This window comes from Aeromonas sp. S12(2024) (assembly GCF_041402305.1).
GTDB lineage: Bacteria > Pseudomonadota > Gammaproteobacteria > Enterobacterales > Aeromonadaceae > Aeromonas > Aeromonas veronii.
The window spans coordinates 79621-98725 of record NZ_JBGLRB010000007.1; the positions used below are offsets into that span (position 1 = coordinate 79621).

The following is a 19105-nucleotide window of genomic DNA, read 5'->3' on the forward strand; positions in this document are numbered from 1 at the left end:
GATGAGTTGGGCGATCAATTAACGGGCGAGATGAAGAGGTGTCAGTTGAGCGTCTATTGTTGCCAGTCGGTCTGGCCAGTGCAAGGGCGGCGGGGCAAAAGCGATGAAAAAACGGGCAGGAAGGGGGCGGGCGGCAGGCCGGGGCGAGGCTGCCGCCGCAGGGGCTACTCCTCCCAGAAGGAGGCAGAGGTGTGGTAGATCATCTTCTTGCTCATCCCGCCATCGACCACCAGATTGGCACCGTTGATAAAGTCGTTGCGAGGATCCGCCAGAAAAAGGCAGGCGCGGGTGATGTCGTCGGGGCGACCGACCCGGCCACTCGGGTGCTGGCGATGATCCGCCTCGGTCAGGGTGTGGTAATCCTCCGCCTGGATCCAGCCCGGACTGATGGCATTGACCGTGATGGGGTAGTCGGCCAGCGAGTTGGCGAGGGACTGGGTGAGGGCGACCAGCGCTCCCTTGGAGGCGCCGTAGGCATCCCAACCCGGTTCGTTCTGCTGCCAGCGGGTGGAGGCAATATTGATGATGCGGCCATAGGGTAACCCGCGGTTGGCCTGCACAAAGGCGCGGGCGCAGAGCATGGCGCCGCGCACATTGACCGTCATCACCTGATCGAACTGGGCTGCGCTCAGCTCCTCGAAGCGGGTGTGGAACTTGCTGATGGCGCCGTTGTTGATCAGCAGATGGATGCCGCCATGCTGCGCGCGCACCTCGGCAAAGAGCCGCGTGATAGCCTGCTCGTCCCGCAGATCGAGCGGGTGAAAGTGGATCTCGGGATGGTCGAAAGCGTGAGGGGCCAGATCGGTGGCGATCACCCGATAGCCCGCCTCGGCCAGCCCGATGCAGAGCTGGCGGCCAATCCCGCCCGCGGCGCCGGTGACCAGTGCGATTTGTTTACCGTTCATTGTGCCGCTCCATTGCGTGCCCGCAGCACCTTGATGAGGGCTGACACCTCCTGCTGACCAAACCCTTGTGCCACCCCTTCCTCAAACAGATCGGCGGCAAAGCGCGGGAAGCGGCTGTCGATCCCGGCATCGGTGGCGTGACCGGCGAGGCGGCTGATGGCGGCGCTCCAGGTTTTCAGGCTGGCGTAGGGGTGATCGAAATCGCCGCTCGCCAGCGTCTTGCCAAGGTGGGCCACATCGCCACCGAGAATGGGCGAGAGCTCGCTGAACTGGGCGCACACTTTGGCTACCGGCAACCCTTCCGCCTCGCAGATCAGCGCGCCGTGCAGGGCCCCGAGCAGACCGCCAGCAAAATAGGCGGCAACGGCACAATCTTGCGCCGCGGCGGCGCCCACCGCCTCGGCCACATGGTCGAGGGTGGGGGCGAGCAGGCGCAGCACCGGCTCGGCGTCGCTAAAGGCAGCGCTGGCCCCCGAGCAGATGATGCGGGCATCAGTGGTGCCGATCTGATCCGGGAAGCAGAGGATGGCGCCATCGAGATAACGGGCGCCGCGGGCATGGCTCCAGCTCTCTAGCGCTCTGGCCCCCTGCGGGCTGCCGGTAGAGAGCTGCACCAGCAGCTTGCCCGCCACCGCATCGCTCGCCTCATCCAACAACTGCTGGCTGACGGCGTAGTTATCGACGCAGACAAGGGTGATATCGCTTGCGGCAATAGCCGTGCTAACCGAGGGGGCGAGAGTCGCGCCCAGCGCTTGCAGCGGGGCCGCCTTGGCGGCGCTGCGATTCCAGATGGTGACCGGATGGCCCGCCTTGATCAGGGTGGTGGCGAGGGCGGAGCCCATGGCCCCGAGGCCGATGACAGAGAGATGGCGCATGATGGCTCCTGACAGTGTTGATAGACGCTGATATAGAAAATTGGGATGCCTTGTGGCAGGTAAGCCACTATATTTGCCCAGTATCGCCGTGAAAAATGGCTTTTATGACTGTCTGGCATAGGTGAATTCTATGGATGTGCGAACTCTGCGTGCGTTTGTCGCTGTCTTCGAGGAGCGCAACATCACGGCGGCCGCTACCCGCCTTTTCATTACCCAGCCCACCCTCTCCACCACCATCAAGACGCTGGAGGATGAGCTGGGGGTGACCCTGTTTGTGCGGCAGGCGCGCGGGGTGGAGGGGACCGAAGCGGCACACCGGCTCTATCCCCGCGCCAAGCGGCTGATCGCCGACACCGACTCCCTCGCCCGCGAGTTTCGTGAAACCTCCCCCTGCCTCGAGCTGACGGTGGGGATTGAGGCGGATCTGGGTGATGGCGTGGTGGGGGCGCTGGTGCAAGGGGCGCTTGCCCACGAGGAGATCCTGCTGACTCTGGAGGAGGGCTGCTGTGGCGATGTGCGGCTGGGCTGTGAATCCCTGCGTTGTGGTGACGAGCTCTTTATCCCCCTGCTGGAGGAGGAGTTCGTGCTGGTGCTGCCACCGGCTCACCCGCTGGCGGGCAAGGGGGCGCTCACCCCGGCAGCGTTGGCGGATGAACCCTGGGTCACCTGCCCGCGCCACGACTCCCACCTGCGGCTGATCGCTATTCTCGGCAATCAGGCGCCGCTCTATCCACGGCGGGCGGGGTCGCTGCGACTGGCGGCAACCATGGTGGCCGCCAGGGCGGGGATCGCCTGGTTGCCCCGTTCGCTTTGTCCACCCGGTTGTGCGGTCGTCGAGCTGGCGGCCTCTTCCTTCAAGCGGCGGGTGGGGCTCTGCTACGCCCCCGATGCATTGCGCTCGACGGCGGTGACAGCCCTGCTGGAGCAGGTGCGCGGGATGCAGCTCCCCGTCTGATGTCGGCATAAAAAAGGGCCATCCGGTGGGATGGCCCTGTTGCAGGCAACGATGCCGCGTGGCTAGAGCGACGCCCACCAGAGCCGCAGCTGCAAGCCCCGCTTCGAGCTCCAGCCGGTGGTGGTGCTCACCAGCTTGCCATCCTTGATAACGAGGAACGTCGGGGTGACCCCCACCTGCCACTTGGCGGCCAGCGCTCCCGACTCGTCGTTGTGGGTCGGGAAGGTGAGCCCCTTGTTGCTCATCCCCTTGGCTAACTTTTCCGAATTGCCGGAGCGCAGTGCCACCGTCAGCACGTTTTCCCCCTCTTGCCAGAGCTGCTGCACGGCCGGGGTGGTGAAACGGCAGACACCGCACCAGCTGGCCCAGTAGTAGACTAGCAGCGGCTTGCCCTGACTTAAGGTAGCGAGATCCGTGCTGCTGCCATCCTGCAGGGTGACGGGGGCGCTCATCGCCCCCTCTGGCAGGGTCGGGCTGCGCCACAGATCCAGCAGGGTCGAGATGACCAGCGCCATCAGCAGCAGCCAGAGTGCCTCCTTGCCCCAGCGGCGCCAGCGGGGTTGAGGGTTGGTGGTCATCCCTTATCCCAGATTGGCCAGTTCGGCCTTCACCAGCTGCTCCAGCTCCTCATAGGGAACGGCGCCCGGCACCAGCTGGTTGCCGATAAGCGTCGCCGGTGTGCCCTGTACCCCGAGGATGGTGCCGATGCGCAGGCTGTTGCGCAGCTCCTCGGTCGCCTTGGCGGCCGGTTTGAGCGCGGTATTGCCGGTGGCGGCCAGCGCCTTGTTGATATCCGCCTCGGTCAGCATCCCCTGCTTGCTCATCAGCTTGTCGTGCAGGGTGAGGAAGCGGGCGGGATCCTGCTGCCACAGGGTCAGGCTGTACTGGGCTGCCTTGGCAGAACTCTGCCCCTTGAACGGCAGCAGCTTGATCACCAGCCCCAGCTCGTCCGGATAGGCCTTGAGCAGCTTGGTCAGCTGGGGATCGAACTGCTTGCAGTAGGGGCAGTTGTAGTCGGTGAACAGCACCAGCGTCAGCTTGGGGTTTTTGGCGCCGAGGCGCGGGCTGGTGGCGCTGTTGAACAGCACATCCTTGTTGCCCTTGATGAAGTTGCCAAGCTGCGCCTCCTGGGCTGCCGCGTTCTGTTTCTCCCAGGATTCGGCGGCCTCGTCGAGGATCTTGGGGTTGGCGATCAGTGTCTCGCGGATCAGCTCCTTGATACGCGCCTCCTGCTCCGGGGTGAAGGGGGCGGCGTGCAGGACCGGAGCCAGCAGGGCTGCAGAAAGGGAGGCCAGCAGGGTCAGGGCGCTCAGAGTCGGTTTCATGGTTGCTCCTTAAAATCGGGTGGTGCCAGCCTGAAGCAGGCCAGCCTTATGCAATGTGGTCAGCAGATCGTCCTTGTCGAGCAGGGGTGACAGCGTGACCCCCTGCGGCAACTCCGGGCCGTAAATCTGGTTGAAGGGAACCGCAGCCGCGCCCCGCTTACGCAGGAAGGCTGCGATGGTGTCGCTTGGTTTGCTCCAGTCGCCGCGCAGGGCCACCACATCGGGGGCCGAGAGGGCCTGTTGTACCTCATCGCGCAGCAACACGTTGTATTTGTTGGCCTTGCAGGTAACGCACCAGTCGGCGGTGACATCGATAAAGACCCGTTTGTTCTGGGCCAGCGCATCTGTGATGGCGCGCTCAGAGAGGGGCTGCCAGACCACCTTGTCAACGTTGGCCGAGCCCTGCGCGCTAAAGGCACCGCTCAGCAGCAGGGGGCTGCCAATCAGTGCTGCTAGGGCGATCGCCAGCGTGAAGCCGCGCATGCCGTAACGCCAGACGATGCCAGCCAGCAGTACCAGCAGCATGGCAACCATCAGCCAGCCGGTGGCATAGCGGCCGAGATGATTGTCGAGCAGGCTGGTGAGCCAGAGGCTGGAGCCCAGCATCATCAAGCCGAGCAGGATGCGCAGATGGTTCATCCAGCGCCCCGGTTTCGGCAACCAGAGGGCGAGCCGCGGCAGGGCCGCCACCAGCAGCCAGGGCAGGCTCATGCCAATCCCCAAAGCTGTGAAGATAAGCCAGAGCTGGCCAAGGGGCGCTGCCAGCGCAAACGCCACCGCGGTGCCGAGGAACGGTGCCGAGCATGGGGTCGCCAGCAGGGTGGCGAAACTTCCCTGCAGAAAGTGACCGCCGAGGCCATTGCCGCCGCTGGTGGCAAGGCGGGTGCTGAGGGCGCTGGGCAGGCGGATCTCGAACAGCCCCAGCAGGTTGGCGCAAAACAGCAGGGTGACCAGCACCATCAAGCCGATAAAACCGGCGCTCTGGAACTGGATGCCCCAGCCGACGGCCCCTTGCGTGGCGCGCAGCAGACTGCTCATGGCCGCCAGCACCCAGAAGGAGGCGATGATCCCGGCGCTGGCGGCGAGGAACTGCTTGCGCACCGCTCCCTGTTCACGCTTCTGATGTTGCAACACAGTTCCCAGCTTGAGCGCCAGCACCGGCAGCACGCAGGGCATCAGGTTGAGGATAAGGCCGCCGAGCAGCGCCGCCCCCAGCAACCAGAACAGCGAATGACTCTGGTTGGGCAGCGCGAGTGGCGCGCCGATCGTCTCCTTGCCCTGCCATGCCAGCTCGCCACTGGTGAGCAGCAGGCCGAGGGATTGGCCGCGTAGATCCGGCGCATCTCCCTGCCAGCCATCGCTCACCGGCACCCGGGCGATCAGGGTGTTGCCTTCGACCTCAAGCGCCGGTTTGCCAAATTCGGCACCCTCCAGAGCGTCGATAAAGAGCGCAGGTGATTGCCAGCCCTCTGCCCGCTCGGCGCGCAGTTGCAACTGGTTGTGCTGATAACCGAGCTCGACCCGGGTGTCGGCAGGCAATTGCTGGGGCAGGGTGCTCATCGCCTTCGCCCAGGCAAAATCGAAGTTGGCTGGGGCCTGCCCATCCACCGCGAGGGTGAAGGGAAAGTCGGTCAGGATGCAGACGTTGCTGCAGGTCGAGAGGCGCAGAGTCCCCTTGAGCGGTTGCCCGGTTGGGTAGTTGAGGCTGAGGGGGAAGGTCACGTCCCCCTGATAACCCTGGGTGCTGAGCCCGGCTACCTCGAAGTGGCGTGGCACCGGCCAGCGCCACTGAAAGTCTCCGACCGGCTCATCCCAGAGGATCTGGGGGGCAATCCCCCCTTCTCCCGGACTGTGCCAGTAGGTCTTCCAGCCCGACTCCAGCTCGACATCGAGCAGGATGCGGGTCTGATCTGCCGTGCTGCGGTCGGCCTGCAGCCGTACCCGGGCGTGATCATTCTGTGGGCTGGTGAGCCAGCCCGTGTCGCTGGCCAATCCCATGGATTGCCACAGCAGACCGCCCAGTAGCAGGGCCGCCTTGAAGAGATTCGACATCTTTTTGGTCTCGCAAAAATTGAGTGACAGCTAACGAAAGAACGCTGCCGAACTCATTCCCGCCAGACGCAGAGGGTGAGGTGCAGACGCCGCTCGGGCGGCGAGATGACTCTGGGAGGGGGCAGTGGCGGTGTGTAGCGCCAAAGGGGGGCCAGCAGGGCGATCAGCACCGCCACGGCAAAGAAGAGCTGTTCGACGCAGAGCAGGGTGGCGGCGCTTAGCCACTTGCCATTGAGCTGGCAGCTGGTGGGCTGCGGGCTGGCCGGTTTGGCATCCTCTTGCTCCGTTGCCGAGCCTGGAACGGGCAGTGCCTGACAGCTGAGGGCGTGATCGAGCAGGGCAAGCCGGGCCAGCGGCTGGGCCGCACAATTGAGCACCAGCAGGCAGACCAGCAGCAGGAGATGTTTCGCTACCCGTTGTTGCAACATCATGTTCGCCCCGTCCATCAAGATGGGGCCATCCTAACGACCAATGGCGGGTGGGGCAAGTCGGCGGCGTATTGATGAGCAGTACTGTGGGGGGCGCGACGGGGAGGGTGGTCGGTTCTGTTTGGCGAACGCTTGTTCGCTAAAAGGGGGATCAGTATACTGCGCCGAGTTAAAACTCGAGGTGTTCGATGCTCAAAATTGCCCGTGTGCTGCTGCTTGGTCTGCTGCTCATTTTCTGGTTCCTGTTCGGCCTGCTGCTCTGTCTGGTTCGTCCGCGCCATCCCAACAACGTCTATGTCTTCGCCCGCATGTATCACGCGGTCTGCCCGCTGATCGGGCTGCGAGTCAAGGTGACGGTGGCCGACGAGGTCAAATCGGTCGGCCCGGCGGTCTACGTCTGCAACCACCAGAGCAACTTCGACATCTTCACCGTGACCGGTGCGGTGCAGCCTGGCGTGGTGGCAGTGGGCAAAAAGAGCCTGCTCTGGTTGCCGCTGTTCGGCCTTATCTTCTGGCTCTCCGGCAACGTGCTGATCGACCGCTCCAACCGCTCCCGTGCCATCGGCACCATAGGTCAGGTGGTGGATCGCATCAAGAACCGCGGCACCTCCATCTGGATGTTCCCGGAAGGGACCCGCTCCCAGGGGCGTGGCCTGCTGCCGTTCAAGGCGGGCGCTTTCCACACTGCGGTACAGGCTGAAGTGCCCGTGGTGCCCATCGTCTGCTCCAGCTACTTCGGTCAGGTCGATCTCAATCGCTGGGACAACGGCGAAGTGCTGGTGGAAGTGATGGCGCCGGTCTGCAGCAAGGAGCACGGTGCCAGCGGCATTCGCGATCTCTCCGACACCTGCCGCGCCCGGATGGAGGCCAAGCTGGCCGAACTGGACAGCAAGCTGGGCCACAGCCACGCTGCCTGACGGATAGCGCAGACGAATCGACAAGGGAGCCAGAGGCTCCCTTTTTTGTTGGTAAAAATCACCACTAGGTTGGCTATTTTCACCAATAAACGCTTCTTGAATTTCCTCGGTAAATTCCCATCTATATGTAAAACAACAATAATTTTTCTTGGCACGGCTCTTGTAATGCAATGGGAAGAGATAGCCATCCATCAACAAGGAGCCAGACCATGAGCGTATTCAGCCGCCTGACCGACGTGATAAATGCCAACCTGCACAGCCTGCTCGACAAGAGTGAAGAGCCGGAGAAGATGCTGCGCCTGATGATCGAAGAGATGGAGCAGGTGCAGGTCGAGATGCGTACCCAGGCCGCCCGCGTGATTGCCGAACAGAAACAGCTGGAGCGTCACCAGCAGGCGTTGCAGGCACAGATCCTGGAGTGGTCGGCCAAGGCCGAGCTAGCCATCCAGAAGGGACGTGAGGATCTGGCCCGCGCCGCCCTCACCGAGAAGCTGGCGGAGGTCAAAAAATGTGAACAGCTGGAGCAGGACAAGGCCCGGGTCGCCGAAGTGCTGGCCCAGCTTACCGCCGACAGTGAACGGTTGGCCTCCAAGCTGACCGAGGCCCGCGAGAAGCAGAAACTGCTGACCCTGCGCGAGCAGACAGCCCATAGCCGCATTCGTGCCCGCGCCCAGGTGGACAACCAGCGGATGCATGAGCTGATGGCGCGCTTTGACGGTTTTCAGGGCCGGGTCGATCAGCTGGAAGCCCAGCTGGAGGCGGCCACCCTGGGGCAGAATCCCTCGCTGGAGGCCCAGTTCCGCGAGCTGGAGCTCAATGACGAGATCGAGCGCGAGCTGGCTCGCCTCAAAGGCCAGAAGGCGGAGGTGTAATCATGAGCCCCTGGCCCAAGGATCTGGTGCATCGCAAGCTGACCGGGGTCTGCGCCGGTATTGCCAGGCGGTTGGGGGTCTCCAGAGTCACGGTGCGGGTGGTGGCACTGCTCGCCCTGATCCTGATGCCGCCGCTGGCACTGGCCGCCTATCTGCTGGCGGTGCTGATGATGCCGCCCCGTTATGAATTGAAGCGCTGGCTGGATTGACCGAAGGGGTGATCAGCCGGCAGAGAAGGTACTGATAAGGAGCAAGTTATGCTGGAATTTTTCATATTGCTGGTGGTGCTGCTGGTCATGGCACTGACCGGTTTTACCCTGGTAGCCATGTTGCTGGTGAGCGGCCTGTTCGTGCTGCTTGGGGCACTGGGCGGCATGCTTGCTCTGATCATCAAGCTGGCCCCCTGGTTGCTGCTGGTGCTGGCGGTTTGCTGGCTGATCAGTAACCGCAGCAAGCGTTCCAATACCTACCTCTAACCCGCTTGAGGTTGTGCAAGACGTTGTGTGATGCTCCCTGATTTCCCCTTTCCGGCCACTCATCGAGTGGCCTTTTTTTGCCTGTCGTCCTCAAGGCTGGGTGGCTGCGGGTAACCACTGGGGGCTCCAGCTCTGCCAGAGTGCCGGGCTGTGGATCAGCTGCTCCTTGAAGGATTTCGGCTGCTGCTTGAGGCGATATTCGATGCGCAAAGCCGCCCCCTTCTCGCCGACTTCCTGTTGCCACGCCAGCGTCAGTGGCCCCTTGCCGCGCAGGGCGCGAGCGCCCTTGCCACTCTGGTGCTGGCGCAGGCGGCGCAGCGGATCCGTGCTGATCCCGGTATAGAGCAGGCCGGTGGCAGTACGCACCATGTAGACAGACCAGCGGGAAGGGGGGGATGGTTGCTGTGCCAGTGTGGTGGTCGCGGGTTCTCTCATTCAAATTCTCTGTGCCAAACTCAGAGGCAGCTCAAGGAGGTGCGATGAGAGTCTGGTTTTGGTTGTGGTTATTGTTGTCGGTCCCGGCTCTGGGGGAGACGATCCGTCTCTACGATTACCATCAGCATCCCCCCTTCAACACCGGAGTGGATTCAGGGCTGAGCCGCGAGCTGGTCAAGTATCTCAATGAAAAGCTGGGGGGTGAACCCAGAATCGAGCTTTGGTTGGTCAATCGCGCCCGACTGGCGCTGGAGATGGCAGATCCCGACTTTGACGGTCTGGTGGTCTGGGTCAATCCCGCCTGGGTGGGGGATCCCCATCGCGAGCGCTATCTCTGGACCTTTCCGGTGATGCGCGACACCAACGAGCTGGTCTCGAACATTGACAACCCGGTCACCTATCGCGGGCCTGACTCCCTCAAGGGGCTGGTGTTTGGCGGGGTGGAGGGTTACCGCTATCAGGGGATCGATGATGCAGCTGGCCGCGGGGAGCTGGTGCGTCAGGATGCCAAGAAGGTGAAGACCAATCTTGAGCTGCTGGTGCGCGGTCGCATCGATGTGACGCTGGTGAGTGGTTCATCGCTGGGCTTTTTCATCGACGCACAGCACTATCAGGGCAAGCTGTTTATCTCGCCCTTCCCCCAATCCAGCTATACCCGCCATATCCTGCTGCCCAAATCCCGTCCCGAGCTGCATGCCACCCTCAACGACATCGCCGAGCAGATGGATAGGGATCCCCGTTGGCACAAGGTGTTGGAGTCCTATCGCGGTACGCCCTGAGGGCGGCGCTTGAGCCGGTGCAGCGGCAACAGGCTCACCAGCAGACCTGCCCAGACAAAGGCGAAACCGACCGCCTTGATGGGGTCCGGCGCCTCACCAAACCAGTAGATGGCGAGCAGGAAGGCGAGGCTGGGCTCGATATATTGCAGCAGCCCCACAGTGCTCATCCGGGTTCTCGCCACTGCGTAGCAGAACAGCCCCACCGGCAGCAGGGTGGCGGGCGCACTGCCCATCAGCAGCAGCTTGTCGGCCAGATCTCCGTTCACGAATGCCCCTTCCCCGTGCCACGCCAGCGTGCCGATGATGATCAGCGCGATGGGCAGTTGCACCATGGCTTCCAGATAGAGGCTGCTGCCGGTGTCGTAGTGGATCTTCTTCTTGATAAGGCCGTAGCAGGCGAAGTTGGCCCCCATGATGAGGGAGAACCAGGGGAGTTGGCCGTAGCAGAACAGCATGTAGGCGAGCCCCGCCAGCGCCAGGGCGACCGCCAGATGCTTTTGCGGGGTGAGTCGCTCTTTGAGGAAGATGACGGCGAATACGATATTGAACAGCGGGGTCATAAAGAAGGCGAGGCTGGTGGTCAGCACCTGCCCGGTGGTGAGGCACCAGGTGAACATGCACCAGCTGATGGACATTACGGGGCCCGCCAGCAGAATGAGGCCGAGCTGGCGCGGCTCGCTGCGCAGTTGTGCCCAAGGCACCTTGTGGCCAAGCAGCAAAAACAGGGCCCCCAGCAGCACCACAGACCAGAGCACCCGGTGGGAGATCAGCTCCCACATGTTGACCTCGGGCATGAATTGATAATAGAGCGGCAGCATCCCCCACAGGATGAAGGAGAGGGTCGCGGTGCCGGTACCTAGCCAGTTTTTCATTATTTTCCGTTTATTAAATTAAACGCCCATGGCGATAGTAGGGGGCGCGCCCTGTTTCCACAAGAGGGAAAACAGGGAAATGCTGGTACTATCAACGTCATGCAGCGTATCGATAAGTTGTTTGAGCAAATCAGGGCCTGCCGTCTGTGCGAGGCTCATCTGCCGTTGGGGCCTCGTCCGGTGATCCGCGGGGCCGAGAGTGCCCGCTTGCTGATCATCGGTCAGGCGCCCGGCACCCGGGTGCATGCCAGCGGTATCCCGTGGGATGACCCCTCCGGTGACCGGCTGCGCCAGTGGCTCGGGGTCGATAAGGCCACCTTTTACGACGAATCCCGCATCGCCATCATGCCGATGGGTCTCTGCTATCCCGGCAAGGGCAAGTCGGGCGATCTGCCGCCCAGACCCGAGTGCGCGCCCACCTGGCACGACAAGGTATTGATGCTGTTACCCAACATCGAACTGACCCTGCTGATCGGCCAATATTCACAAGCCTACTATCTGCGGGGGGCAGCCAGGGGATCGCTCACCGACACGGTGCGCAGCTGGGCCGACTATGGCCCCGGTTGGCTGCCGCTGCCGCATCCCTCCCCGCGCAATACCCTCTGGCTCAGGAAGAATCCCTGGTTCGAACAGGAGATTGTCCCCCATCTGCAGCAAAGGGTCGCCCCTTTGCTGGCACGACCCTGAGTGCTTAAACCGCCGGTTCGGCCAGCGGTTTTGGTTTGCTGCGGGCCATGGCGATGAGCGGCAGGACGATGCAGATACAGCCCAGCAGCAGCGGCAGGCCCGGTTGCTCGTCAAACAGCCACACCCCAATGGCGACGGCCATCAGCAGACCGGTATATTCCGCCGAGGCGATCTTGCTCGCCTCCGCCTTGCGATAGGCCACCACGCACAATCCCGCATAGACCATGATCAGTGCCGAGGAGCCAAAAGCGGGCCACCACATCTGCCACTGCCAGTCGCCCCCTTCCCACCAGGCCAGCGCGAGAATGAAGGGCATGCTCAGCACGTTGGTGAAAAACAGGGTCTGGGCGATGGGCTGCTTGAGCGGGATCCGCTTGATCAGCAGGTTGTTGAGCGCCATCGACAGCGCCACCCCAAGCGCCGCCAGCGCGGCCCAGTTCACCTCGGTCGGGCGCAGCACGATCAAAACCCCGATAAATCCGATGACTGCGGTCAGCACCTTCTGGCGCGAGATCGCTTCCCCCGCCATCCACACTGCCAGCGGCACCATCATCAGGGGGGCGGCATAGAAGAGGGCATTGGCAGTGGCGAGCGGCAAGCGGGTGAGGGCCACCACCATCAGGCAGACGCCGACCGCCCAAATATGGGCCCGCAGCAGGTGCCACTTGATGGCCACCGGTGGATTGCGGCGCCATGACCAGAGCAGCCAGGGCATCAGCAGAATGGCGGCCGAGAGCTGGCGGAAAAAGACAAACTGGAAGATGGGCTGATCTGGCTCCAGCACCTTGACCAGCGCATCGGAAAAGACCGCCACCATATTGCCCAGCACCAGATAAAGGATGCCGATCCCTACTGCATTCATACCACCTCCCACTTCAGATGAGCGGAGGGTAGCGTGCCGGTTGATATCCAGTAAAATGATAAAAAATGACCACTCATGAGATATTTAGATAATGAAGCTTCCTCCCCTGCGTGCGGTGCAATATTTCGAGGTGGTGGCCCGGTTGCTCAGCTTCTCCCGTGCCGCCCTTGAACTGAACGTCAGCCAGAGTGCGGTCAGCCACCAGATCCGCCTGCTGGAGGATTTTCTGGGGGAGCGGTTGCTGCTGCGTCAGGGGCGGCTGCTCTCGTTGACGACACAGGGCGAGAGCTATTTCGAGGGGATTGCTGCCGGGCTCGGCCAGATTGCCCAGAGCAGCGAGCAGCTGCGCGGGGGCGGCGAGATGCGGTTGCGCCTCGCGGTCTACAGCTCGTTTGCGGTGAAGTGGCTGATCCCCCGCTTGGCCGGATTGCGCCAGCTCTACCCCGAGCTGGATTTGAGTCTGGAGATGGTGGCGGAGGATCCCGAACTCTCCGATCGGGTGGCTGATTGCTTTATCACAGTCTCACCCCACGGGCGGGGCTACTGCCACGACCTTATCTATCAGGAGCGGCTCTTCCCGGTCTGCAGCCGCCGTTTGTTGCAGCAGGTGGAGGGGGAGTGGCCAGACGCCATCTGGCAACTGCCGCTGCTCTCGGTGCAGTCCATCTACAAGGCGCGGGGGGAGGATTGGCAGCGCTGGGCCAAGGCCGGCGGGCTGGTTATTCCGGACGAGGCACGGATGCACCACTTCAGCCATGTGCTGTTGGCGATGGAGGCGGCGGCCTGGGATCAGGGGGTGGCATTCGTGAATGATTACATGCTGCGGCCCGATGATCCCCAGCTGGTGGCCTTGCCGGTACACCAGCTGGAGACGGGGGATGCCTTCTACTTTACCTGCAAGCGCTCGCGGGCCCATGAGCCCGCCATCAGCCGTTTGCGCCAGTGGCTGATGATGGAGACACGCCAGAGCATGCCGCTCTAGCCTGCGACGTTACGCTCTCTTGAACTGACTCAGTACAAACAGGCTGGTGGCACAGACGACGACCGAAGGGCCTGCCGGGGTGTCCTGATACCAAGAGAGGGTCAGCCCCCCCAGCACGGCGAGACAGCCGATCAGCGCGGCAAAGCCAGCCATCTGCTCCGGCGTCTGGCTGAAACGGCGGGCGGTAGCGGCGGGGATGATCAGCAAGGAGGTGATGATCAGCGCCCCGACAAACTTCATCGCTACGGCGATCACCAGCCCAATCAGCAGCATCAATACGCAGCGCAGCACATCGACCCGGATCCCTTCTACCCGTGCCAGCTCTTCCGAGATGGTCATGGAGAGCAGGGGATCCCATAGTCGCCACAGGGTGAGCAGCACCAGCGCGCCACCGCCGTAGATCCAGAGCAGGTCCATCGGTTGTACCGAGAGCAGGTCGCCGAACAGGTAGGCCATCAGATCCACCCGTACGTTATCCATAAAACTCAAGGTAACCAGACCGAGCGACAGGGCGCTGTGGGCCAGAATGCCGAGCAGGGTATCAGTTGCCACCTGCTGGTTGCGACTCATGATCACCAGCAGCATTGCCATGGCGAGGCAGCAGACCACTACCGCCAGGGTGAGATCGACCTGCAGCAGGATGCCCAGCGCGATACCGAACAGACAGGCATGGGAGAGGGTGTCGCCAAAATAGGCCATCTTGCGCCATACCACGAAGCTGCCGAGAGGGCCGGCCAGCAGGGCGATGCCGAGGCCGGCCGCGAGGGCGTATAACAGAAAGCTGTCCACTTGAATGTCCTGTTCTTGCGCTATTTGCTGTGAGCGTTGTTGCGAGAGGGCAGGCGGATGACGGGGGCCTGCGGTTCATGATGATGGTGTTCGCCGTCGCAGTGGTGATGATGGGTATAGACCGCCAGCACCTCCTGCTCCGGTCGCCCGAACAGGCGGGCAAATTCGGGATGGCGGGCCACGCTCTCCGGTTCGCCGTGACAGCAGACGTGGCGATTGAGGCAGATCACCTCGTGGGTGCTGGCCATCACCAGATGCAGGTCGTGGGAGACCATCAGCACGGCGCAGTTGAATTCGGCGGCAAGCTTGCCGATCAGGGCATAGAGCTCGATCTGGCCGTTGATATCCACCCCCTGCACCGGTTCATCCAGTACCAGCAGTTCGGGCTTGACCAGCAGAGCGCGGGCCAGCAGTACCCGCTGCATCTCTCCACCGGAGAGCTTCTGCATCCGGTTTTCCAGCAATCCCTCTGCGCCAACCCGGGTCAGCGCCTCCTCGATGGAGAGGCGGCTGTTTTTGCCCAGTTGCAGGAAGCGGCGTACCGTCAGCGGCAAGGTGGGATCCAGATAGAGGCGCTGTGGCACATAGCCGACTCTCAGATCGCGGCTGCGGGTGATCTTGCCCGAGTCCGGGGTGAGCAGACCCAGCACCAGCTTGCTCAGGGTGCTCTTGCCTGCCCCGTTGGGGCCGACTAACGTGGTGATTTTGCCTTTATTGAGGGTAAAGGAGACCTTGTCGAGCACAGAGCGTCCATCAAACGAGAGAGAGACCTCTTTCAGCTCTACCAGTTGGCTCATGACAACTCCGGGGTTTACAGCCAGTGAGAGTTATAATATAACAAAAAGCAGCTGTTATATTATCACATACTCACCCCCTGACGAGATTCACCAATGAGAATTATTGCGCTTTTCACTGCCCTGCTGGCGGTGAGTTTGCCTGTTCGTGCCATTGAGGTACTGACCACCATCAAGCCCCTTGGCTTCATCGCAGCAGCGATCACTGACGGGGTGAGCGAGCCCAAGGTATTGCTGCCGACCGGTGCCTCTCCCCACGATTTCTCCCTGCGTCCGTCCGATATTCGCAGCATCAACAGTGCCGATCTGGTGGTGTGGGTTGGCCCCGAGCTGGAAGGTTTTATGGCCAAGCCGCTGGCCAACCATCCCCATGCTCTGGCCCTGACTCAGGTTGAGGGGATGCCGCTGTTCAACTACGCGACTCAGGATAGTCACGATTCCCATGACCATGATGATCACGATCATGCCGCCCATGAGCACGGTGACCATGATGATCACGATCATGCCGCCCATGAGCACGGTGACCATGATGAAGGACATGAGGGACATCATCACGAAGGGGTCGATCCCCATATCTGGCTTGGCCCGACGCAGGCCAAAGTGATTGCCAAGGCGATCGCAAGTGAATTGGGCAAGCTGGATCCGGCCAATCAGGCTCGCTATGACGCCAACCTCGCGGCATTTGATACCAAGGTGGATGCCAAAGACAAGGTGATTGCTGGCCAGATGAAGGCGGTGAATGAGAAGGGGTACTTTGTCTTCCACGAGGCGTATGGCTACTGGGAGCGCCACTACGGCATGAGTTCAAAGGGTCACTTTACCGTGAGCCCTGAGCGTCGCCCGGGCGCCAAGACCCTGGTGGATATTCGCAAGGCACTGGAAGAGAAGCAGGCGAGCTGCATTTATGCCGAGCCGCAATTCTCACCGGCTGTGATCGAATCGGTGGCACGCAATACCGGCGCCAAGGTGTTGTTGCTTGATGAGGTGGGTGAACAGGTACCGCTCGGCCCGGATGGTTATCCCCAATTCATGCAGCAACTGGCAGACGCATTCGCACAGTGTCGCTGATCGCCTGCTGAGCCTCTCATCCGGAGGGACTATACTGACCTCCAGCATCTGACATGGAGTGTCCGGTATGAAATGGTTGTTGATCCCGGCTTGCACGTTGGCGCTATGTTGCGCCAACGTGCAGGCTTCGCGTCTTTCCGAATATATTGCCAGTCCGGACCTGCGGGCCAAGCTGCAGGAAGTGTATGGTGGTCGGGCCATCCAGCGGGCCGAGGCATTCTCTCGCTTGCTCACCCCCAGAGCGGGTACAACCGACCAGCAGAAGATCGAGCTGGTGAACAACTACTTCAACAATCTGACCTACAGCGAGGATCCCAAGTTGTGGGGAGATGAGGATTACTGGGCCAATCCGCTGGAGTTCATCGGTGCCCGGGGTGGGGATTGCGAGGATTACAGCATATCCAAGTACTACACCCTGATGGAGCTGGGGGTGGATGAGAAGAAGCTGCGGCTGGCCTACGTCAAGGCGGTGCGTTACAACCAGTTCCACATGGTGACGCTCTACTTCCCTACGCCCAAGGCTGACCCACTGGTGCTCGATAACATCAACAGCCGGATCCTGCCGGGTAGCAAGCGAACCGATCTCATCCCCGTCTACAGCTTCGATGCCAAGAGCATCTGGATCATGAAGTCACGGCGAGAAGGGACGCTGGCGGGGAGTGCCGATCGGCTGGCGCAGTGGACATCGATGAAGACCCGTTTCTCCAGCGAGCAACTGCGCTCTCCCCGTCGTCAGCTATAGCTTGCCCGCCGCCTTCAACTCATCGAAATATTTCGCTGCGCCCGGATGCTGCTCAATACTCAGCACCGGGCCGGTTTTATTGCGTGCCCGGTGAAACATATTGGCGTAGCCATAAGTCTGCTCATTGAACTTGGTTTGCTGGGTCAGCATGGCCTTGGTCAGGCGATAGACAGACTCTTCCGGCATGGTGGCATTGGTGACCAGGGTGGCGGCTATGGCAAAGGTGGGCGTCGCCTTCAGATTGCCGGGGTAGATGCGGGCGGGCACCTGACTGCGTTGGTAATATTTGACCCCTTTGAGTAGCTGATCTCGGGTGGCCCCATCAATGGGGAGGAAACTGACTGCGCAACGTTTGGCGGTGTCGAGCACAATCCGGTTAGGGTGTCCCATCACCAGTGCAAATGCGTCGATCTGCTTGCTGCAGAGCGCATCCGGCAGGTTGGCCATGCTCTTCAGATCGAGATCCTGTTCTTTCGCTCCCAGGATGTTGAACAGAGCCAGCGCCGTCTGGCGGGTACCCGAGCTCTTCAACCCCATGTCGATGGGGGCGAGCTTGAGCTGTTCCAGTGAAGTGATATCGCCATCGGCACGGATCACTATGGTGAAGGGCTCGGCATGGGTGGCAAACAGGGCGCGCAGCTCAGGTTGCGGCTGCGTGGCAAAAGGGCCCAAGCCATTGCTTGCCTGATACAGCCAGTCTGACTGCACCATGGCGTAGGAGGTCTCGCTACTCTTCAGCCGCGTCAGGTTTTCTATTGAACCCGATGAGCTCTGCAGTGTGCACGCAAGTTGCTCGTCGACCTCATGGGCCAGACGGCAAAACTCTTTGGTTATCTGGTGATAAATCCCCTGCTCACCCCCGGTGGTGATAGTGACGGTTTCAGCCATCAGGCCGGGTTGCCACAGCAGGGGCAACAGCATGGCGAGCTTCTTCATGATTGCGCCTCCTTGGCATAACCATCGATACCCCAGGTCCGCAGTTTGTCGATGTCGCGACACTCTCCCGATTCTGCCAGCAGGGTATAACCAGCGGCATGCATGGTTTGGGAGAGCAGATTCCAGTAGAGCGGCGCATCGGTCAGCTGACAGCTGATAAAGATGGGATTGAGCGGGTCAAGTTGATTGAAGGTATCCGCATTGAGGGGAATGGCGCTGAAGGCGAGCTCACACCCCTGTTCCTGCAACGCAGCCAAGGTAGACTGGCCGTGGGCGGGGAATGTGGCTACATCCCAGCGCCAATCCAGTGTCTTGCCGCGACCTTGGCTTAGCAGAGGGGCGATCTCGGACCATTGCGGGTGATTGAGCAGGGAGAGGGGCAGCAAGACCCCTTCTATATGAGAGTGCTGCCACTGTTGCAGGGCGCTCTGGATGGTTGCGAGATCGCTGTCGGCACCGAGGGGCTGACTGGGCAAGAAACGCTGATAGAGCGCGATTTCCCCTTGTGTGGAGACAAATTTCTGCAGTTGCCCGCCTTCCGGCAGCGGGCTCACTCCTTGCAGCGGCTGTGGGGTCGTCAGTGGCAGCTGTTTTCCCAGTTGGGTGATCTTGAGTCGTTGTTGCAGCAGATCCCGTTTGCGTTCGGAGACCAGTTGGTTGATAGAAAGGGCCACTTCTTTGAGGTCTTGCAACCAGGGAGTGGGCAGGGTGCTGTTGAACTGGTGTTTGCGGATGCGGATCAGCTGCAGGTTGATCTGCTCCAGGGGCTGCAGCAGGCGTTTGCACACCAGGGAGATGATCAGGGTAAATACGACGAGGCCCGCCAGCAGCGCCAGACCGGTGCGGCTGATGGCATTCCACAGATGCTGATAGGCGTAGCCGCTATGTCCTTCAAGGGTCAGAGTGCCCAGCATGCGCCAGCCATCGGTCAACTCTTGCTCAATCTTGACGGGGGGCATGCCGATAACCGAGGGAAGCCAGCCGGGGACATTTTGCTGGGTAGAGTGGAAGACCTTCTGAAACAGCAACTGGCCATCGGGATCGATCAGGGTGACCGAGCTGACGAAGCCGCCATCGAACATGGCATTGACGATGGTCTCGGCCAGCACATTGTCGTCATTGAGCAGGGTTCCTTGCAGCACCAGCCCGAGAGCGGTGATGGCGGTTTCCAGGTTGGCTGACATCTGGTCGAGGATGGATTGGCGGACCGTCGTGACTTCCAGTGCAAACAGCAGCGCTGCACCGATCAGGAACAGGACGACAATTATTCTGATTAACAGTTTTGCTAACGACATATCCACTCCATGGAAAAGTTATCGCAACATTTTGGGTTTCTATTCAGTATCGAATCCGA

General features: G+C 61.5%; 23 protein-coding genes. 10 read left to right on the forward strand and 13 right to left on the reverse strand.

Annotation, left to right across the window (positions count from 1 at the left end; genetic code table 11):
* Nucleotides 1-164: 164 nt before the first annotated feature.
* Entirely contained in the window at nt 165-905 is a 741-nt protein-coding gene (locus ACB035_RS08955) for an SDR family NAD(P)-dependent oxidoreductase (RefSeq protein WP_371167108.1), read from the reverse strand.
* Nucleotides 902-1780, reverse strand: coding sequence for an NAD(P)-dependent oxidoreductase (locus ACB035_RS08960; RefSeq protein ID WP_371167109.1), 879 nt, complete (start codon nt 1778-1780; stop codon nt 902-904). The genes ACB035_RS08955 and ACB035_RS08960 overlap by 4 nt, the downstream gene beginning before the upstream one ends.
* Nucleotides 1781-1910: 130 nt before the next feature.
* Here ACB035_RS08960 and ACB035_RS08965 point away from each other — a divergent pair, with 130 nt between their 5' ends.
* Complete coding sequence (locus ACB035_RS08965; protein WP_371167110.1) at nt 1911-2735, forward strand: LysR family transcriptional regulator; 825 nt, start codon at nt 1911-1913, stop codon at nt 2733-2735.
* Between the two features lie 62 nt (nt 2736-2797).
* Here ACB035_RS08965 and ACB035_RS08970 read toward each other — a convergent pair whose 3' ends face one another.
* From ACB035_RS08970 to ACB035_RS08985, 4 genes are read right to left on the reverse strand one after another with little or no spacing between them, the layout of a single operon-like run.
* Nucleotides 2798-3313 carry a protein disulfide oxidoreductase gene (locus ACB035_RS08970; RefSeq protein WP_371167111.1) on the reverse strand — a complete coding sequence of 172 codons (516 nt, stop codon included), beginning with the start codon at nt 3311-3313 and terminating at the stop codon, nt 2798-2800.
* 3 nt (nt 3314-3316) lie between these two features.
* Nucleotides 3317-4060 carry a DsbA family protein gene (locus ACB035_RS08975; RefSeq protein WP_371167112.1) on the reverse strand — a complete coding sequence of 248 codons (744 nt, stop codon included), beginning with the start codon at nt 4058-4060 and terminating at the stop codon, nt 3317-3319.
* Between the two features lie 9 nt (nt 4061-4069).
* Nucleotides 4070-6112 (reverse strand): protein-disulfide reductase DsbD family protein, encoded by a 2043-nt coding sequence (locus tag ACB035_RS08980; RefSeq protein WP_371167113.1) that lies wholly within the window; start codon nt 6110-6112, stop codon nt 4070-4072.
* 53 nt (nt 6113-6165) lie between these two features.
* Nucleotides 6166-6543, reverse strand: coding sequence for a hypothetical protein (locus ACB035_RS08985; RefSeq protein ID WP_371167114.1), 378 nt, complete (start codon nt 6541-6543; stop codon nt 6166-6168).
* Nucleotides 6544-6728: 185 nt separating this feature from the next.
* On the opposite strand from ACB035_RS08985, the gene ACB035_RS08990 reads away from it, so the two are divergent.
* From ACB035_RS08990 to pspG, 4 genes are all read left to right on the forward strand, one after another.
* The gene (locus tag ACB035_RS08990; protein ID WP_019446682.1) at nt 6729-7457 is read left to right on the forward strand and encodes a 1-acylglycerol-3-phosphate O-acyltransferase; all 729 of its coding nucleotides are present in this window, start codon (nt 6729-6731) and stop codon (nt 7455-7457) included.
* Nucleotides 7458-7666: 209 nt separating this feature from the next.
* The gene (gene pspA / locus ACB035_RS08995) at nt 7667-8329 is read left to right on the forward strand and encodes a phage shock protein PspA (RefSeq protein WP_371167115.1); all 663 of its coding nucleotides are present in this window, start codon (nt 7667-7669) and stop codon (nt 8327-8329) included.
* A 2-nt stretch (nt 8330-8331) separates the two neighbouring features.
* Entirely contained in the window at nt 8332-8538 is a 207-nt protein-coding gene (locus ACB035_RS09000) for a PspC domain-containing protein (RefSeq protein ID WP_043826074.1), read from the forward strand.
* Nucleotides 8539-8586: 48 nt separating this feature from the next.
* Nucleotides 8587-8805, forward strand: coding sequence for an envelope stress response protein PspG (gene pspG, locus ACB035_RS09005; protein WP_005335871.1), 219 nt, complete (start codon nt 8587-8589; stop codon nt 8803-8805).
* Nucleotides 8806-8895: 90 nt separating this feature from the next.
* On the opposite strand, the gene ACB035_RS09010 is transcribed toward pspG, so the two are convergent.
* Nucleotides 8896-9240: a GIY-YIG nuclease family protein gene (locus ACB035_RS09010; protein WP_371167116.1), complete on the reverse strand. Its 345-nt coding sequence runs from the start codon at nt 9238-9240 to the stop codon at nt 8896-8898.
* Nucleotides 9241-9284: 44 nt separating this feature from the next.
* Between ACB035_RS09010 and ACB035_RS09015 the strand changes: the two genes are divergently transcribed.
* On the forward strand, nt 9285-10019 hold the full coding sequence (locus tag ACB035_RS09015) for a substrate-binding periplasmic protein (protein WP_371167117.1): 735 nt from the start codon (nt 9285-9287) through the stop codon (nt 10017-10019).
* On the opposite strand, the gene rarD is transcribed toward ACB035_RS09015, so the two are convergent.
* Nucleotides 10001-10891 carry an EamA family transporter RarD gene (rarD, locus tag ACB035_RS09020; protein WP_371167118.1) on the reverse strand — a complete coding sequence of 297 codons (891 nt, stop codon included), beginning with the start codon at nt 10889-10891 and terminating at the stop codon, nt 10001-10003. The two genes, ACB035_RS09015 and rarD, sit on opposite strands and share 19 nt — an antisense overlap.
* A 99-nt stretch (nt 10892-10990) precedes the next feature.
* On the opposite strand from rarD, the gene ACB035_RS09025 reads away from it, so the two are divergent.
* Nucleotides 10991-11578 carry a uracil-DNA glycosylase family protein gene (locus ACB035_RS09025; protein ID WP_371167119.1) on the forward strand — a complete coding sequence of 196 codons (588 nt, stop codon included), beginning with the start codon at nt 10991-10993 and terminating at the stop codon, nt 11576-11578.
* A gap of 4 nt (nt 11579-11582) precedes the next feature.
* Here ACB035_RS09025 and ACB035_RS09030 read toward each other — a convergent pair whose 3' ends face one another.
* Nucleotides 11583-12440, reverse strand: coding sequence for a DMT family transporter (locus ACB035_RS09030; protein ID WP_203118386.1), 858 nt, complete (start codon nt 12438-12440; stop codon nt 11583-11585).
* 91 nt (nt 12441-12531) lie between these two features.
* Between ACB035_RS09030 and ACB035_RS09035 the strand changes: the two genes are divergently transcribed.
* The gene (locus tag ACB035_RS09035) at nt 12532-13422 is read left to right on the forward strand and encodes a LysR substrate-binding domain-containing protein (RefSeq protein WP_033115079.1); all 891 of its coding nucleotides are present in this window, start codon (nt 12532-12534) and stop codon (nt 13420-13422) included.
* Nucleotides 13423-13431: 9 nt separating this feature from the next.
* Here the strand turns inward: ACB035_RS09035 and znuB are convergent, their stop codons facing one another.
* Both znuB and znuC read right to left on the reverse strand, forming a co-directional pair.
* Nucleotides 13432-14211, reverse strand: a complete 780-nt coding sequence (gene znuB, locus ACB035_RS09040; RefSeq protein ID WP_005354863.1) for a zinc ABC transporter permease subunit ZnuB — start codon at nt 14209-14211, stop codon at nt 13432-13434.
* A gap of 20 nt (nt 14212-14231) precedes the next feature.
* Entirely contained in the window at nt 14232-15008 is a 777-nt protein-coding gene (znuC, locus tag ACB035_RS09045) for a zinc ABC transporter ATP-binding protein ZnuC (protein WP_158109133.1), read from the reverse strand.
* A 93-nt stretch (nt 15009-15101) separates the two neighbouring features.
* On the opposite strand from znuC, the gene znuA reads away from it, so the two are divergent.
* Together znuA and ACB035_RS09055 are read left to right on the forward strand one after the other, a co-directional pair.
* Nucleotides 15102-16073, forward strand: a complete 972-nt coding sequence (znuA, locus tag ACB035_RS09050) for a zinc ABC transporter substrate-binding protein ZnuA (RefSeq protein ID WP_371167120.1) — start codon at nt 15102-15104, stop codon at nt 16071-16073.
* Between the two features lie 67 nt (nt 16074-16140).
* Entirely contained in the window at nt 16141-16815 is a 675-nt protein-coding gene (locus ACB035_RS09055; protein ID WP_005335848.1) for a transglutaminase-like cysteine peptidase, read from the forward strand.
* Here ACB035_RS09055 and ACB035_RS09060 read toward each other — a convergent pair.
* Nucleotides 16810-17751 carry a TAXI family TRAP transporter solute-binding subunit gene (locus tag ACB035_RS09060; RefSeq protein WP_371167121.1) on the reverse strand — a complete coding sequence of 314 codons (942 nt, stop codon included), beginning with the start codon at nt 17749-17751 and terminating at the stop codon, nt 16810-16812. The two genes, ACB035_RS09055 and ACB035_RS09060, sit on opposite strands and share 6 nt — an antisense overlap.
* A complete protein-coding gene (locus tag ACB035_RS09065) occupies nt 17748-19046 on the reverse strand; it encodes a LapD/MoxY N-terminal periplasmic domain-containing protein (protein WP_139437020.1) in 1299 nt (432 codons plus the stop codon). The genes ACB035_RS09060 and ACB035_RS09065 overlap by 4 nt, the downstream gene beginning before the upstream one ends.
* Between the last annotated feature and the right edge of the window lie 59 nt (nt 19047-19105).

Coding starts and splice junctions, on each gene's coding strand:
- ACB035_RS08955 (WP_371167108.1), bottom strand. CDS start 905: ATGAACGGTAAACAAATCGCACTGGTCACCGGCGCCGCGGGCGGGATT.
- ACB035_RS08960 (WP_371167109.1), bottom strand. CDS start 1,780: ATGCGCCATCTCTCTGTCATCGGCCTCGGGGCCATGGGCTCCGCCCTC.
- ACB035_RS08965 (WP_371167110.1), top strand. CDS start 1,911: ATGGATGTGCGAACTCTGCGTGCGTTTGTCGCTGTCTTCGAGGAGCGC.
- ACB035_RS08970 (WP_371167111.1), bottom strand. CDS start 3,313: ATGACCACCAACCCTCAACCCCGCTGGCGCCGCTGGGGCAAGGAGGCA.
- ACB035_RS08975 (WP_371167112.1), bottom strand. CDS start 4,060: ATGAAACCGACTCTGAGCGCCCTGACCCTGCTGGCCTCCCTTTCTGCA.
- ACB035_RS08980 (WP_371167113.1), bottom strand. CDS start 6,112: ATGTCGAATCTCTTCAAGGCGGCCCTGCTACTGGGCGGTCTGCTGTGG.
- ACB035_RS08985 (WP_371167114.1), bottom strand. CDS start 6,543: ATGATGTTGCAACAACGGGTAGCGAAACATCTCCTGCTGCTGGTCTGC.
- ACB035_RS08990 (WP_019446682.1), top strand. CDS start 6,729: ATGCTCAAAATTGCCCGTGTGCTGCTGCTTGGTCTGCTGCTCATTTTC.
- pspA (WP_371167115.1), top strand. CDS start 7,667: ATGAGCGTATTCAGCCGCCTGACCGACGTGATAAATGCCAACCTGCAC.
- ACB035_RS09000 (WP_043826074.1), top strand. CDS start 8,332: ATGAGCCCCTGGCCCAAGGATCTGGTGCATCGCAAGCTGACCGGGGTC.
- pspG (WP_005335871.1), top strand. CDS start 8,587: ATGCTGGAATTTTTCATATTGCTGGTGGTGCTGCTGGTCATGGCACTG.
- ACB035_RS09010 (WP_371167116.1), bottom strand. CDS start 9,240: ATGAGAGAACCCGCGACCACCACACTGGCACAGCAACCATCCCCCCCT.
- ACB035_RS09015 (WP_371167117.1), top strand. CDS start 9,285: ATGAGAGTCTGGTTTTGGTTGTGGTTATTGTTGTCGGTCCCGGCTCTG.
- rarD (WP_371167118.1), bottom strand. CDS start 10,891: ATGAAAAACTGGCTAGGTACCGGCACCGCGACCCTCTCCTTCATCCTG.
- ACB035_RS09025 (WP_371167119.1), top strand. CDS start 10,991: ATGCAGCGTATCGATAAGTTGTTTGAGCAAATCAGGGCCTGCCGTCTG.
- ACB035_RS09030 (WP_203118386.1), bottom strand. CDS start 12,440: ATGAATGCAGTAGGGATCGGCATCCTTTATCTGGTGCTGGGCAATATG.
- ACB035_RS09035 (WP_033115079.1), top strand. CDS start 12,532: ATGAAGCTTCCTCCCCTGCGTGCGGTGCAATATTTCGAGGTGGTGGCC.
- znuC (WP_158109133.1), bottom strand. CDS start 15,008: ATGAGCCAACTGGTAGAGCTGAAAGAGGTCTCTCTCTCGTTTGATGGA.
- znuA (WP_371167120.1), top strand. CDS start 15,102: ATGAGAATTATTGCGCTTTTCACTGCCCTGCTGGCGGTGAGTTTGCCT.
- ACB035_RS09055 (WP_005335848.1), top strand. CDS start 16,141: ATGAAATGGTTGTTGATCCCGGCTTGCACGTTGGCGCTATGTTGCGCC.
- ACB035_RS09060 (WP_371167121.1), bottom strand. CDS start 17,751: ATGAAGAAGCTCGCCATGCTGTTGCCCCTGCTGTGGCAACCCGGCCTG.
- ACB035_RS09065 (WP_139437020.1), bottom strand. CDS start 19,046: ATGTCGTTAGCAAAACTGTTAATCAGAATAATTGTCGTCCTGTTCCTG.